Genomic DNA, 13,777 nt, shown 5'->3' with positions numbered 1-13,777 from the left:
TTTTCAGTGGCCGGGTCCTCACGATTTTTTAGCTAATATGTGGCCCGGTTGACGTAGCATTGAGGATTGTTTGGCAGCTGTACCGCCGCGGGTGCCTCAGCCGGCCGGACCTTGCCTCTACCTTGCTTTTCATGACCCCGCCCGAATTCTCTGTACTGCTGCTGGCCTGGGACGATGCCGACCCGAGTGTGGATGTGCTCGGTGGGCAGGCCCTGCCCCCCACCCTGCCGCTGGTGTACCAGCTGGCCGCCCAACAGCCCGTGCTGGCCGTGTACCCGCACCTGCCCGCCGCATACGAACGGTACGACGAGCCCACCACCCCGCAGCCCAAGCTGCCGACTGCGGCCCCTGCACCCAGCCCAACAAAGGATTCCGGTGATACAGCAATAGCTGATGCGGCCGATGATGCTGAAGAAACCGATGCACTGAGCACGGATGCTTCCGGGCCCGGCGTGCGGCTGCTGGCTGGCCCAGCCGCTGGTTCGCAGGCAGCTAGTGCCTTGGCGGTGCCCGCGTTGCAGTCGCGCATCATTGGGCTGGAAGACCTGGCAGCCGCCAGCTACCACCCGTTGCCAGAAATTTACGCAGCACTTGAAGCTGGGCCCGCCAGCCAGCCCAACGCCCGCTCGCGCAGCCAGTGGCCCACCGGCGTGCACGCGCCGCAATTCCACCAGAGGCAGGAGCCAGTGGCCCCTTACGTAGGGGCTAGCTCCACGAGTGCCGCTTCGCAAGCACTGCTCGTGCCCAACCCGGTGGCTGGCGCCTCCCAATCGGTGCGCGAGGCGGCCGACCTAGCGAACCGAGCTTCCCTCCCGGTGGAAGTTACGCCCTCCAAGATTAAGCGGCAGCCCAACATTGAACCCGAAGCGGAAGACCCAACCTTCGACCCCGACCCGGAGCTGCCGGCTCTTCTGGATGGCAATGCCTTGGATGGCAATGCCTTTACTGAAGCCGTGGAAGAAACCGGCCCTTTTGAGGCCGCGGCGCTCTCGGCCCCCGAAGACGATATCACGTTGGAGGCGTTGGAATTCAGCCCAGTCGTTGAGCTATCCGCGCTCCCTACTTTTGAGCCCGAACCGGAGGTTGCCGCGCCGGTTCCCCGGACCCCAGCATTCGACGGGCTCAATTTCCGCATGATTCAGTACGCCCGGCGTTCGGCGCAGCTGGTGCGCGGGCGCTCCGATTTTGGGGTCATTTATGCGCCCAACTGGCCAGCGTGGCTGGCGGCGCTCGAAATCCGCAACAGCACGGGCCAGCCGCTGGTGCTGTACGTGGCCAGCCTGGCCATCGACTTTAGCAGCCCCGGCGACCGCGGCTGGCTCCTGGAAGTAGAGCGGATGACGCTGCGCCGGGCCCGCATCATCTTGGTGCCGACCGAAGACCTGCGGCAGCAGCTGCAGCTGCAGTACGGCAGCACCATTGGGGAGGTGCGCGTGGTGGCCGCCGCCGATGAGGATGGCGTGCAGGACGTGCTGTGCGAAGTGGCATTTGGGTAAGCCCCGGCGTGCCGGCCGGCGCCGCAATGGTTTACTTTGCCCCAGCAAGTCTCCATAACCCCAGCCCCATTAGCCGCTATGCAACCCGAATACGAATTTGAAGCCATTCTAGAAGCTGGCGAAGACCACGGCGGCGTATTCGTTGTCGTGCCCTTCAACGTGGCCGAGGTGTACGGCACGCGCGGCCGGGTTCCCGTGCAGGCCACGTTCGACAACTACCCCTACCAGGGCAGCATCGTCCCCATCGGCGACGGCCACCACGCCCTGCTCCTGCTCAAGCAGATTCGCCGCGCCATCGACAAAACCGTGGGCGACACGGTGCGCGTCACGCTGTCGCGCGACGTGACCGAGCGCAAAATGGAAGCCCCCGCCGACCTGGCCGAAAAGCTGGCCACCAACCCCAAAGCCGCCGCCTACTTTTCCAAGCTGGCCTACACCCATCAGCGCGAGTTTGTGCGCTGGCTCGAAGGCGCCAAAAAGCCCGAAACCCGCACCCGCCGCCTGGAAGAAACAGTGGAGCTGCTGACGCAGGGCCGCAAGCGCGGGTAGTATTCTAGAACGGTCAAGAAGTGCGAAGCACCTCGCTCGCGGCACTAATTCAATTAGCCGTCAATAAGCGCCTGTCATGCTGAGCGCAGCGAAGCATCTTATCACGCCTGAGCAAGTTGTGCAGCGGCGATAAGATGCTTCCTTCGTCAGCATGACAGACGGCATGACAGCCGACATTATAAGAGGCGCGGCAAGCAAATCAGCCGCCCCGCACCATACTCAGCTTTCACTCATCTGATTCTATGAAAAAAGGATACCTCCTTCTGTTCCTTGTGTTTAGTGCGCTGCTTTCTGGTTTGGCCAGTGCCCAATCCGTTTCCATCGAGCGCGTGAACCCGACCAACTGGTGGGTGGGCATGAAAAACCCGAACGTGCAGCTGCTCATCCACGGTCCCGGCGCGGGCACGCTGACGTACACCATCGCATACCCCGGCGTGAAGCTGGTGAAGTGCAGCACCGTTGAAAACCCCAACTACGCCTTTCTGGACCTGAGCATCGCGGCCAGTACCAAGCCCGGCCGGCTGCAGATTGTGGGCAAAAAAGCCGGCCAGACCGTGACCCAAAGCTGGGAGCTGCGGGCTCGCGACAAATCGCCCAAAGCGCAAGGCGTGACGGCGGCCGATTTCATCTACCTGGCCATGCCCGACCGGTTTGCCAACGGCGACACCACCAACGACAAGTTTGCCAGCCTGCGCGACCCGAACATGGACCGCGCCAACCCCTTCTTCCGCCACGGCGGCGACCTGGCCGGGGCCGCCAAGCGCATTCCCTACCTCAAAGACCTGGGCGTGACCGCCATCTGGTTTACGCCCCTCATCGAAAACAACCAGCCCCTCACCAACGAAGGCGGCACCATGCGCGCCTCCTACCACGGCTACGGCTTCACCGACCAGTACAACATCGACAAGCGCTTTGGGGGCAACGCTGCCTACAAAGCCTACGTGCAGCAGGCCCACGCCGCCGGCCTGAAGGTGGTGCAGGATGCCGTGTACAACCACGTGGGCAACACCCACTGGATACTGCAGGACCTGCCCATGAAAAGCTGGCTGCACCAGTGGCCCACCTACACCAACACCAGCTACCGCTACCAGTCCATCACGGACCCGCACGGCGCCCAGATTGACCGCAAAGTCACGCTCGATGGCTGGTTTGTGCCCTTCCTGCCCGACCTCAACCAGAGCAACCCCTACGTGGCCAACTACCTGATTGAAAACGCCATCTGGTGCGTCGAGTACTTCGGCATCGATGCCTGGCGCATCGACACGTACATGTACAACGACCAGCCGTTTATGAACCGCTGCAACGCGGCTCTCCTAGCCGAGTACCCGCGCCTTCACATTTTCGGCGAGTCGTCGGTGAACAACGTGGTGGACCAGAGCTACTACACCCGCAACACCATCGGCTTTCCCTTCAAGTCGAACCAGCCCGGCGGGCTCGATTTCGTGCTCGAAAGCGCCATGCTCGACGCTCTGAAGCAGCCCATCAGCTACGACGGCGGGGTGCAGCGCTTCTACCAGACCCTGGCCCAGGACGCCGTGTACCAGGACCCCACCAAGCTGGTGACCTTCCTCGACAACCACGACCACGACCGATACCTCTCCGTGATTGGCGACGACCTGGCCAAGTACAAAATGGGGCTGACCTGGCTGCTCACCACCCGCGGCATCCCGAGCATGTACTACGGCACCGAAATCCTGATGAAGAATTTCAAGGACCCCACCGATGCCGAAGTGCGCCGCGATTTCCCCGGCGGCTGGCCCGGCGACAAGGAGGACAAATTCAACGCCGCCGGCCGCAACGCCCGCGAAAACGAAGCCTTCGACTTTGTGAAAAAGCTGGCCACCTACCGCCGCGACCACCCGGTGCTGCACACCGGCAAGCTCATGCAGTTTCTGCCCGAAAACGGTTTCTACGTGTACTTCCGCTACGATGCTACCGGCACCGTGATGGTGGCGTCCAACACCTCCGACAAACCGGCCATGCTGCCCACGGCCCGCTTCGCCGAGCGCACCCGCGGCTTCACCAAAGCCCGCAACGTGCTCACCGGCGAGAACCTGGCCAGCATTGCCTCGCTCCAGCTCCCAGCCAAAACCGCCGTGGTAATGGAGCTGCAGAAGTAGCCGAGTCGCACTGGGTTGGGCTAAATGCAGCCAGCCCGAAGCACCCAAAGCAGGCCAGAAATATTCCAACTGTATCTGCTGAAGCTAGGCGACTCTTCGCCATTAAGCTAGCTCAATTTTCTTGAGTCGGGTTGCCCTTGTGAATTACACGGTAGCATTCACAGGCAAGCCAATGCAGAAAGTCGTGCCTTCGCCTTCCTGCGACTCCACGGTGAGCGAGCCGCTGTGTCCCTGAGCGATAATGTCGTGGCTCAAGGAGAGCCCCAAGCCGGTGCCTTCGCCCGTGGGCTTGGTGGTGAAGAACGGCTGGAAGATTTTTGGCTGCACGGCCGCCGGAATGCCCATGCCGTTATCCGTGACTTGGATTTGCACCTGCTGGTTGAGCACCAGCGTGCGCACGCCCACCTGCGGCTGGTAGCCGGGCTCGCCCAGCTGCTGGCGCTGGCGCACGGCGTAGAAGGCATTGGTGAACAGGTTGAGCAGCACGCGGCCAACGTCGGTGCCCACCACTTCGACTAAGGGCAAGGCGGCGCCGAAGTCGGTGGTGAGCTCCGCGTTAAAGGTCTTGTCTTTGGCCCGCAGGCCCTGGTAGGCCAAGCGCAGATACTCGTCGGTGAGCTGGTTGAGGTCGGTGGGGCGGCGCTCGCCGGCGCGGGTTTGGCTGTGCTCGAGCATGCCCTTAACGATGCTGGCGGCCCGGCGCCCGTGGTGGCCGATTTTGCCCAGGTTTTGCGCCAGGTCACCGGCCAGGGCCGCTACTTCGGCCGAATCGTTGGCGGCGAGGGCTTCCTGAAGCTCGGTCACCAGTTCCGAACTCACCTCGGAAAAATTGTTGACGAAGTTGAGCGGGTTCTGAATCTCGTGGGCAATGCCCGCCGTGAGCTCGCCCAGGCTGGCCATTTTCTCGCTTTGGATGAGCTGGGTCTGCGTGGCGCGCAGATTCGTCAGCGCTTGGGCAGTTTGGTCGCGCTGGCCTTGCAGCAGCGCGTAGGCCCGCTGCTGCTGGCGGTTGCCGCGCCAGAGCACGAACACCAGCCCACCGATGAGCGCCAGCACCACCAGCACGGCCCCGAGCACCCAGCGCTGGCGCCGGGCCCGGGCCGCATCTTGCTGCTGGGCCTGCCCCAATTGCGTAATGCGGGCCTGTTGAGCCCGGCCCGCCTGCTCAATTTCGTAGCGGGCCACGTGCAGGGAGCCCTCGGCGGCCTTGAGGGTATCGGCCAGGCCCACGGCGGCCAGCGCGTACTGCGCGGCCTGCGCCGGCTGCCCGTGACCTTGGTAGAACAGTGCCAGCTCGCGCAGGTACTTCAGCCGCAGCGGCGTCACCCGGCTTTCACGCGCCTTGCGATAGGCAGCGTGCCATGCAGTTTCGGCACGGCCCGCATCGCCACGGGCGGCGTAGTACCGTGCCCAGGTCGCGTCCAGCTCAAAGTCGCCAGCGGTGGTCGTAATGGGCATCTGCAGGGAGTCGGCCGAGTGCTGGGCCGTTTGCAGCAACGGCGGCACTTCGGCGTTGCGGTGCAGAGCTAGTAGCGTCTCTCCTTTCAGCACCAACCCATAGGCTTTTTCCGCAGCGGCCGAAACCGTATCGACAGGTGGGATTGCCAGGGCCTGCTCGATGGCCTGCAGCGCGGCGGGGTAGCGCTGCTGGCGCAGGTACAGACGGGTTAGATTGCGGTACAGGTACATTTTATTGGACTCGTCACCCTTTGCAAATGCGGCCAGGTATTCTTTCAGGTAAGGCAAGGCTTTGGCATCGTTGCCCCAGGCCGCGTAATAGCTGCCCAGCACCAACTCTTCGTTGTAGTAATTTTTGAGGTTGAAAGTGCGGTACAGCTCCGCCGACCGCAGGTAGTACCCGATGGCCTCGTTGTAGTCGGCCCGGTACACGTAGTAGCCGCCCAGCCCGTGGTAGCAGGCGGCCATGTTCTCCACCGCGCCGCGTTTTTGGTAACAGGCCAGCTTGGTGGTGTAATACTTGAACCTGGCTTCCTGCTGGTTGAGCGCGTTATACAAAACCCGCACATCGCTCAGCGCATACGGCACCGGGCGGCCCAGTTGGTCGAAGACAACGATAGCCGCTTGCAGGCTGTCGAGGCTAGGCCCGATGCTCATGGCTTTACCGAGCCGAATCGACGCCCACAGCAGACGGTAGGCCCGCTGCTCGGGGCGGTGCAGGCGCGCGCTGAGGACGGCAGCCTCTTCTGTTTCGCGTGAAGTAGGCACTAAATCAGCCATATGCATCAGCGTGCGCAGGCGGGCCGTGTCGGTGTGCTGCCCGGCCAGCACCCGGCGCAGGGAGTCAACATTAGCATCCCAGTAGCGGTAGCGGGCCGCAGACTGGGCCATGGCGGAGCCGCTGCCCAGCAGCAACGTTAGCAGCAGCAGCAAGCGGGTGAGGCAACGCAGGGTAAAAATCGGCATATACTTATCTTAAGCGGGTAGAGAAATAATGAAATCGGTGCCCCGGCCTTCGTGGCTCTCCACGCTGAGCGTGCCGCCGTGGCCCTGGGTGATGATGTCGTAGCTGAGCGACAGGCCCAGGCCGGTGCCTTCACCGGTCGGTTTGGTGGTGAAGAAGGGCTGGAAGATTTTCTGTTGAATGGCTTCGCTCATGCCCGTGCCGTTGTCTTGCACCCGGATTTCAACCCGCTGCTCGGCCAGGCGCGTGCGCACCTCCACGGTGGGCCGGTGCCCGGCCACGCCCAACTGCTGGCGCTGGTGCACGGCGTAAAAGGCGTTGGCGAACAAATTGAGCAGCACCCGGCCCAGGTCGGCGCCCACCACCTCGACCAACGGCAGGTCGGCGGCAAAGTCCGTGGTCAGCTCGGCGTTGAAGCTCTTGTCTTTGGCGCGCAGGCCCTGGTAGGCCAGGCGCAGGTATTCCTGGCACAAGGCGTTCAGGTCCGTCGGGGCGCGCTCCCCGGAGTTGGTGCGGCTGTGCTCGAGCATGCCGCGCACGATGCTGGCCGCGCGCTGCCCGTGCTGGGTGATTTTGGCCATGTTCTGGCGCAAGTCGTCCACCAGTTCCAGCTCCAGTTCGGCGTCGCGCAGCGGGCGGGCCTGTTCCTCGGCCAGCTCGTCGAGCAATTCGGAGCTGACTTCCGAGAAGTTATTAACGAAGTTGAGCGGGTTCTGAATCTCGTGGGCAATGCCCGCGGTGAGCTCCCCCAGGCTGGCCATCTTCTCTTTCTGAATCAGCTGGGCCTGCGTGGCGCGCAGCTCCGTGAGGGAGCGTTGCAGCTCGCCGGTGCGCTGCATCACTTGGTGTTCCAGCATTTCGTTCTGCTCAGCCAGTAGGGCTTGTTTCTCTTGTTCCTGGGCCAGAGTTTGGGCTGAAAGACGCTCTACTTCGCCCAGCTTCACTTGTAGCAGTTGGCTGTCCAGCGCAAACTCGCGGGCCAAAAACAGCGAAATGCCCAGCGCCGGCGCCAGAAAGGCCAACTGATATAGAACGGTGTCCTCCACGCCCGTATCCAGCAGCCGGTAGCTGCTAGCGTAGACCAGCTGAAACAAGAGGCCCACGCCGAAACCAGTTCCTATCATCCAAGCCCCACGACGGCGCTGGCGCACGCCCCGCGCCGTGAGCCGCAGCTGCTCCGCCGTGACCAGCACCACAAAGGCCACGTTGCAGTAGAAGCCAGTGGTAAGGTTGCCCCGCAGCTCGGCGGCCATGCGCACCGGCGCCAACACCGCCACGCCCACGCACAAGCCCGCGTAGAGCCAGCCGGGGCGGATGGCAAACAAAGCATACAATGCCCGCAGCCCCCACAGGGCGCCGAGGCCGAGCAAGAGGTACATGAGCCCATTGGCCATTAGGCCCCGCCCCAGCGTGAGCCAGTGAACACAATCGAGGAGTTGCGAGGCGCCGATGGCAAGGGCGTAAAAGGCGAAGTAGCGGTTAGCGGGCTGGGCCGGTTGGTACTGAAAAAAGACCCAGTGCAGCAGGCCCAGCAGCAAAAATACCCCTCCGACAAAGGTGACTATGGCGGTTGAATACCCCGCTTCGGTGCGCTGTTGTTGTAAATTTTGCCCCGTTTCCAACCAGAGTACGAGGTCCAACAAGCGGTTCTGCGCCAAGTAGGCGCTGAGCGGCGGGGCAGGCTGCCAGGGCGCAAACCGCACGGCCAGCACTAGGTCCTGGCGTGCGTCGGTGGGCGGAAAGAGCAGGGCGGCCGGAACAATTCGAGTGGGCTGCACCCCAGCGGGGTCGGTGCTGAAGGTTCCGTAGTGGCCGAAGGGCCGGCCGTTGAGGTAGAGCTCAAACCCGGCCATCGTCCGGTTGGTCCGTAAGCCCAGAGCTTGGTATCGCAAGCTGTCGCCCAAGCGGAGCCGGAGTCGGAACCAGCCGGGACCAGCCAGGGCGCGCGCCGGCAAGGCAAACCCGACACGGGCGACGGGGATGGTATCCCAGGAGCTATCGTCGAAATCGGGCCGGGCCCAGGCCGGGTCATCACCGGCGTGGTAGCGCCATCCGTGGCTGAGCAACAGGCCATTAGCGGGCAGGCGTGTGATGCGCAGTACGGCGCTATCGGCGGGTAGCGGCACTGCGGCCTCGGCAGGCAGGGCCAGCAGCCAACAGGCCACTAGCAAGAAAAAGTAGCGCATAGCAACGGGGGTACCACCAAGCAAGCGCTTCTCGTGGTTGGAATTAATCCGAGGGAAAGTTGAGCTTTAAAGCAGCAAGCTACTGACAAACCCAGTTCTTTCTTTATTTATTTTCTCTGATAATCACCATGAGACCAGCGGCTTTTTGCGGCAACGATTTTCCGCCTGCCAGGCGGGTTGCCGCTGGGCCAAATCAACACGGCCCAGATTCATCAGCTTGCTCCACACCGCCACAAAGTCCTTCACAAAGTTCTCCTGCGCATCCGAGCAGCCGTAGACTTCGGTCAGGGCCCGCAGCTCCGAATTTGACTCAAAAATCAGGTCCACGCGGGTGCCGGTCCACTTCACGGTGCCGGTCTTGCGGTCACGGCCGTTGAAGGTGTTTTGCGCATCCGACGTGGAACTCCAGGTGGTGGCAATATCGAGCAAACACACGAAGTAGTCGTTGGTGAGGGCGCCCGGCCGAGTGGTGAAAACGCCGTGATGCGACTGGTCGAAGTTGATGTTGATGGCTCGCTGGCCGCCAAACAATACCGTCAGCTCCGGCGCAATCAGCGTCAGGAGTTGGGCTTTATCGACCAGCATTTCCTCGGCCGCGGCCTTGTGGTGCGGCTTCAGGTAGTAGCGAAATCCGTCGGCGGCCGGCTCCAGCACTGCAAACGACATGACGCCGGTTTGCGCCTGCGAAGCTTCGGCGCGGCCCGGGGTGAAGGGCACCGTCACCTGCTGGCCGGCATTCTGCGCCGCCTGCTCAATGCCGCCGCCGGCCAGCACTATTAGGTCGGCCATCGAAATGTGCTTGCCGCCGGTTTGGGCGCTGTTAAACCCGCGTTGAACGCCTTCGAGCGTTTGCAGCACCTGCGCCAGGTGGGCTGTTTACTTCCCGCCCGGAGTTAATAAGCCTAGGCTTGGCTATCCACTTTAACAGTCGGATAAGGCTGCTCGGGGTCCGTAGCTTTGCCGGATGGAGTTTCAGAAAAAGAAATACACGTTTCGCGGCATGGACGGCTACGCCGGGTTCCGCCACGGCAAAGAGTACGAACTGGAGTTGGGCATGAGCGAGGCCGACGACGAGCGCCCGGCCGAGGTTGTCATCGTCAACCCCGTTTCCAAAGCGTGGATGTACTGCAGCAAGCAGGAGTTCAGTGAACGCTGGCAAAAAGGGTAAGGCGCACCGGCAGTGGTTCGGTGAATGATTTTTAAACGCGGTGGCAAGCGTCAGGGCAATAATAATTATATATTCCTATTGTCTTACCAATAGTTTAATCTTCTATTGTGCCAAGTGCTGATGAAACGGCTCCCTCTATGGTTGCCTGCGGTGGGCTACTCCCCGCCCTGGCCCACGCCCAGCAATAGTTCGCGCTGGGACCGAGAGTGGGGATGAACATGGCCACCTTTCACAACCTGAACGGCTTTGGCCCGCGCTATTCTCATAAAGCCGGGGTGATGGCCGCCTGGGAACGCCGGCACTTCGCGGTGCAGCCCGCGGTGCTCTTTTCACCAAAGGGATACATCTCCCACGCCGATGCGGTACTCTCGGGCAGCGGAAAATGAGTCTCGAACTTCAAAGAAGAGGTGCGCTTGAACTACGTCGCACTGGCCGTGCACCTAGCCTATGCCCCCGCGCATTCGGGCCAGGGAGTCCAGGCGTTTGTCGGCCCCTACCTCGGGGCGCTGGTGGGCGGCCATCGCGTCGTGGATGACCTAATCGCATCTCCACAGCCGGTAGAAATTCGGACCCGGGTGGCAGGCGGCGGGCATCCCTACCCCTTGGTTGACCGCACTTACTATTCCCAACAGCTAGATGCCGGGGTCCAAGCCGGGTTGGGCTACCGGGCCGGGCCTCTGCTGGTGCAAGCCGACTACAGCTGGGGCCTGCGCAACCTTACCCCTCCCGTGGTGGATGAGAACAACAACATCATAGCACCCAGCGGCTTCCCCAGCTATTCCCGCGCCTTCCAAGCCTCGTGTGCCTACCTGTGGAGCCGCAACGCCCAGCCCACGCCGTAAGGTGCGGGCGTTCCACTGCCACTGGCCGCCGTCTAAGCGCAGCAACGACTGCGCGCCGCCCGTAAAAGCGAGTTTGCAACTCGCCTCACCAGTGGCGCTAAAACAACCGCTCAACCTCTACACCGCTTCCAGCCCCGCATAAAACGAAGCGCTCGAATACACATAATCTTCGGCCCGGTAGCAAATTCCCGCCCGCACCGGGTTCTGGTGAATGTAGTGCAGCTTCTGCTGCGCTACAGCATCGCTGAGCAGCTCGATGCTGTGGCTGGGCTGCTGCCAAAATTGAATGTGGGTGTTGCGCTGATTGAAGGCACCGGCGTTTTCAAATATCCATTTCAGCCAGAAGCGGCGGCTTTCCTGCGGGTTGGCGTGCAGGTTTTCGAAGACGCGCTTGGCGGTGTATTTTTTGAAATCCCGCATGATGTCCGACAGGTTAACGTCATCGGCAGCCCGGGCAATCAGGTGCAGGTGGTTGCTCATCAAGCAATACGCAAACAGCTCCAGCCCCTTGGCCTTCTGGCAATGCCGCAGGCTGTCGATGATGATGTCTTTATAAAGCGGCCGGGTAAAGACATCGGCCCATTCCACAACGGTGCAAGTGATGAAGTACAAGCCCTGCTGGTTGCGAATGGGGTAGGCCATTGGAACTGCTCATTTGATGGGAGGTAGAAAGAAACTCGATTAGAATGCGCTTACAGGCTGGCAACTGTCTAAGCGAAGCGACGACAGTATGCCTTGGGTAAAGCGAGTTTGTAACTCGCCTCATATGTCATATGCCAGCACAGAAGCGAGTTACAAACTCGCATCTACGGGCGGCGCGCAGTCGTCGCTTCGCTGAGACTGCGGCCAGTCGAACTGGCTTCTATTACCGCTAAGCCCCCACCGCCTCCAGCACCAGCGCAACCCGGCTCGGCACGTACAGGCTGAGCTGGTGCTCGAAGGTCTCGTACACGTAGGACTCATCGGGCCGGTCGAAGCCGCCGAAACGGCTGTTGTCGGACGATAGGATGACGTGGTATTTGCCCTCTTTCGTGACCCAGAAACGGTAGTCGACCAGACTTTTTTCGACGTGGAAATTGACCACGAACACCAGGCCGGCGCGCTCGAACACCAGCACCTTGTTTTCCTCGTCGTGCTTGAGTAGGTGAGGCGGGCCGGCAGCCAGCAGGTGGCGCTCGCGGGCCATGTGCACCATGGCTTTATCGAAGGCACCGAGCTGGTGGTATTTCAGGTCGGGGTTGTCGCCCAGGCTCCACTGGCGGCGGGCAAAGTGGTAGCTCCAGCCGTTGCCCTCGCGGGGAAAATCGACCCACTCGGGGTGGCCAAACTCGTTGCCGATGAAGGTGAGGTAGCCCTCGCCGCCTGCGGCCAGCGTGAGCAGGCGGATGAGCTTGTGCAGCGCCACGCCGCGGGCCGCGCCGGGGTCGAGGTCGGCGGCCTGCATGTGGGTATAGATGCCGGCATCTATCAGCCAATGCGACAAGGTCTTGTCACCGACCAGCGCCTGGTCGTGGCTTTCGGCGTAGGCAATGGTTTTCTCGCCGGCGCGGCGGTTGGTAAGCGTGTGCCAGAGGTCGCCGAGGGGCCAGTTTTCGTCGGGCGTGTGCTTGAGCAGCTTAATCCAGTAGTCCGGAATGCCCATGGCCAGACGGAAATCGAAGCCCACGCCGCCTTCCTTGATGGGGCGGCACAGACCGGGCAGGCCGCTCATGTCCTCGGCAATCAGGATGCTGCCTTTTTTGTATTCGTGGGCCAGCGTGGTGGCCAGCTGCAGGTAGAGAATGGCGTCCTCGTCGGCAGCCGGCCCGAAGTAGTTGTCGTAGCCCATAAAGGCCACGCCCTCGCCGTGGTGGTGGTAGAGCATGCTGGTCACGCCATCGAAGCGGAAGCCGTCGAAGTGGTATTCTTCGAGCCAGAAGCGCACGTTACTGAGCAGAAACTGCTGCACCTCGGGCCGGCCGTAGTCAAACAGCTTGCTGTCCCAGCCGGGGTGGTTGCCGCGCTCGCCTTTGTGGAAGTACAGGTTGCCGGAGCCGTCGAAATTGGCCAGGCCCTCGGCCTCATTTTTCACGGCGTGCGAGTGCACGATGTCGAGCAGCACGGCAATGCCGCGGCGGTGGGCTTCGTTGATGAGAAACTTCAGGTCTTCGGGCGTGCCGAAGCGGGAGCTGGCGGCAAACAGATTGGCCACGTGGTAACCGAACGAGCCGTAATATGGGTGCTCCTGCACGGCCATCAGCTGAATGGTATTGTAGCCGTCGGCCTCGATTCGGGGCAGGATGTTGTCGGCGAATTCGCGGTAGGTACCCACGCGGCCCTCCTCGGTGGCCATGCCCACGTGGGCTTCGTAAATCAGCGGCTCCGGAACAGCGGCCGCGGTTTTAAACTTCTGGTCGGTCCAGGTGAACGGCGTTTCCGGGCGCCAGACCTGCGCAGCGTAGTCCTTGGTTTGCTCGTCCTGCACGGCGCGGCGCAGGGTGGCCGGCAGGCGGTCTTTGCCCCCGGCGGCGGTCACCACGTGCACCTTGTAGCGGCTGCCGTGGGTGAGGCGATGTTGGTATTCAGCATCGGGCAAAAACACTTCCCACACGCCGTATTCCAGCTTCTGCAGGGGGTTGGCCTGGCGGTCCCAGCCGTTGAAATCCCCGACCAGGTACAGCGCCGTGGCCCCCGGCGCCCACTCCCGGTACACGTAGCCGCCGCGGCGGGCGTCGTGGTTCAGGCCCAGCTGCTGGTGGGCCGTGGCATAATTGGCCAGCGAGCCGTGGTGCTGCTCAATCTCGGCCAGCCGGGCCCGGAGCCGGGCCAGCCGCTGCTGCAGCACGGGCTCGAACGGCGCCAGCCAGGGGTCATTTTTCACGAGTGCCAGCGAGGCCCGGCGCGGGGCTTGGGCGGCTGCGGGAGCGGTAGGTTTCGACTTAGCCATGATTGCGGAAGGTTTGCGCCAAAAGTAACGCGTTGGAGCTACCGGCCCGACAACGGCGGCAGCCGGCC

Annotated in this window: 10 protein-coding genes and 1 pseudogene; 6 read left to right on the top strand and 5 right to left on the bottom strand. The window is 62.3% G+C overall.

Annotation, left to right across the window (positions count from 1 at the left end):
• Positions 1-131 precede the first annotated feature (131 nt).
• The 3 genes from AUC43_RS11035 to AUC43_RS11025 all read left to right on the top strand — a co-directional run bounded on the left by AUC43_RS11035 (position 132) and on the right by AUC43_RS11025 (position 4,165).
• Positions 132-1,496, top strand: coding sequence for a glycosyltransferase family 4 protein (locus AUC43_RS11035; protein WP_068193147.1), 1,365 nt, complete (start codon positions 132-134; stop codon positions 1,494-1,496).
• A gap of 78 nt (positions 1,497-1,574) precedes the next feature.
• On the top strand, positions 1,575-2,045 hold the full coding sequence (locus AUC43_RS11030) for a YdeI/OmpD-associated family protein (protein ID WP_068193143.1): 471 nt from the start codon (positions 1,575-1,577) through the stop codon (positions 2,043-2,045).
• Between the two features lie 242 nt (positions 2,046-2,287).
• Positions 2,288-4,165 carry a glycoside hydrolase family 13 protein gene (locus tag AUC43_RS11025; protein ID WP_068193141.1) on the top strand — a complete coding sequence of 626 codons (1,878 nt, stop codon included), beginning with the start codon at positions 2,288-2,290 and terminating at the stop codon, positions 4,163-4,165.
• A 144-nt stretch (positions 4,166-4,309) separates the two neighbouring features.
• Here AUC43_RS11025 and AUC43_RS21570 read toward each other — a convergent pair whose 3' ends face one another.
• From AUC43_RS21570 to AUC43_RS11010, 3 genes and pseudogenes are all read right to left on the bottom strand, one after another.
• Entirely contained in the window at positions 4,310-6,589 is a 2,280-nt protein-coding gene (locus tag AUC43_RS21570) for a tetratricopeptide repeat-containing sensor histidine kinase (RefSeq protein WP_068193138.1), read from the bottom strand.
• Positions 6,590-6,598: 9 nt separating this feature from the next.
• Positions 6,599-8,773 (bottom strand): sensor histidine kinase, encoded by a 2,175-nt coding sequence (locus tag AUC43_RS21805; protein ID WP_068193135.1) that lies wholly within the window; start codon positions 8,771-8,773, stop codon positions 6,599-6,601.
• A gap of 123 nt (positions 8,774-8,896) precedes the next feature.
• Positions 8,897-9,640: pseudogene (locus AUC43_RS11010) on the bottom strand (peroxidase family protein); the annotation flags it as partial.
• 97 nt (positions 9,641-9,737) lie between these two features.
• Here AUC43_RS11010 and AUC43_RS11005 point away from each other — a divergent pair.
• The 3 genes from AUC43_RS11005 (at position 9,738) to AUC43_RS11000 (ending at position 10,783) form a co-directional block, all read left to right on the top strand.
• A complete protein-coding gene (locus AUC43_RS11005) occupies positions 9,738-9,941 on the top strand; it encodes a hypothetical protein (RefSeq protein WP_068193130.1) in 204 nt (67 codons plus the stop codon).
• 212 nt (positions 9,942-10,153) lie between these two features.
• Positions 10,154-10,327 carry an uS8 family ribosomal protein gene (locus AUC43_RS20955; RefSeq protein WP_199243435.1) on the top strand — a complete coding sequence of 58 codons (174 nt, stop codon included), beginning with the start codon at positions 10,154-10,156 and terminating at the stop codon, positions 10,325-10,327.
• 21 nt (positions 10,328-10,348) lie between these two features.
• On the top strand, positions 10,349-10,783 hold the full coding sequence (locus AUC43_RS11000; RefSeq protein ID WP_071885885.1) for an outer membrane beta-barrel protein: 435 nt from the start codon (positions 10,349-10,351) through the stop codon (positions 10,781-10,783).
• Positions 10,784-10,900: 117 nt separating this feature from the next.
• On the opposite strand, the gene AUC43_RS10995 is transcribed toward AUC43_RS11000, so the two are convergent.
• Together AUC43_RS10995 and AUC43_RS10990 are read right to left on the bottom strand one after the other, a co-directional pair.
• On the bottom strand, positions 10,901-11,425 hold the full coding sequence (locus AUC43_RS10995) for an REP-associated tyrosine transposase (protein WP_068193124.1): 525 nt from the start codon (positions 11,423-11,425) through the stop codon (positions 10,901-10,903).
• 229 nt (positions 11,426-11,654) lie between these two features.
• Entirely contained in the window at positions 11,655-13,709 is a 2,055-nt protein-coding gene (locus AUC43_RS10990) for an alpha amylase C-terminal domain-containing protein (protein ID WP_068193120.1), read from the bottom strand.
• Between the last annotated feature and the right edge of the window lie 68 nt (positions 13,710-13,777).

This window comes from Hymenobacter sedentarius (assembly GCF_001507645.1).
Classification (GTDB): Bacteria; Bacteroidota; Bacteroidia; order Cytophagales; family Hymenobacteraceae; genus Hymenobacter; species Hymenobacter sedentarius.
Note: the sequence above shows the minus strand (reverse complement) of the source record. Positions and strands in the feature narration are given on the sequence as shown.

What these genes read in the sequence shown, in the direction of transcription:
- AUC43_RS11025 (WP_068193141.1), top strand. Translation starts at nt 2,288, where the DNA reads ATGAAAAAAGGATACCTCCTTCTGTTCCTTGTGTTTAGTGCGCTGCTT.
- AUC43_RS11030 (WP_068193143.1), top strand. Translation starts at nt 1,575, where the DNA reads ATGCAACCCGAATACGAATTTGAAGCCATTCTAGAAGCTGGCGAAGAC.
- AUC43_RS11035 (WP_068193147.1), top strand. Translation starts at nt 132, where the DNA reads ATGACCCCGCCCGAATTCTCTGTACTGCTGCTGGCCTGGGACGATGCC.
- AUC43_RS21805 (WP_068193135.1), bottom strand. Translation starts at nt 8,773, where the DNA reads ATGCGCTACTTTTTCTTGCTAGTGGCCTGTTGGCTGCTGGCCCTGCCT.
- AUC43_RS20955 (WP_199243435.1), top strand. Translation starts at nt 10,154, where the DNA reads ATGAACATGGCCACCTTTCACAACCTGAACGGCTTTGGCCCGCGCTAT.
- AUC43_RS11005 (WP_068193130.1), top strand. Translation starts at nt 9,738, where the DNA reads ATGGAGTTTCAGAAAAAGAAATACACGTTTCGCGGCATGGACGGCTAC.
- AUC43_RS21570 (WP_068193138.1), bottom strand. Translation starts at nt 6,589, where the DNA reads ATGCCGATTTTTACCCTGCGTTGCCTCACCCGCTTGCTGCTGCTGCTA.
- AUC43_RS10995 (WP_068193124.1), bottom strand. Translation starts at nt 11,425, where the DNA reads ATGGCCTACCCCATTCGCAACCAGCAGGGCTTGTACTTCATCACTTGC.
- AUC43_RS10990 (WP_068193120.1), bottom strand. Translation starts at nt 13,709, where the DNA reads ATGGCTAAGTCGAAACCTACCGCTCCCGCAGCCGCCCAAGCCCCGCGC.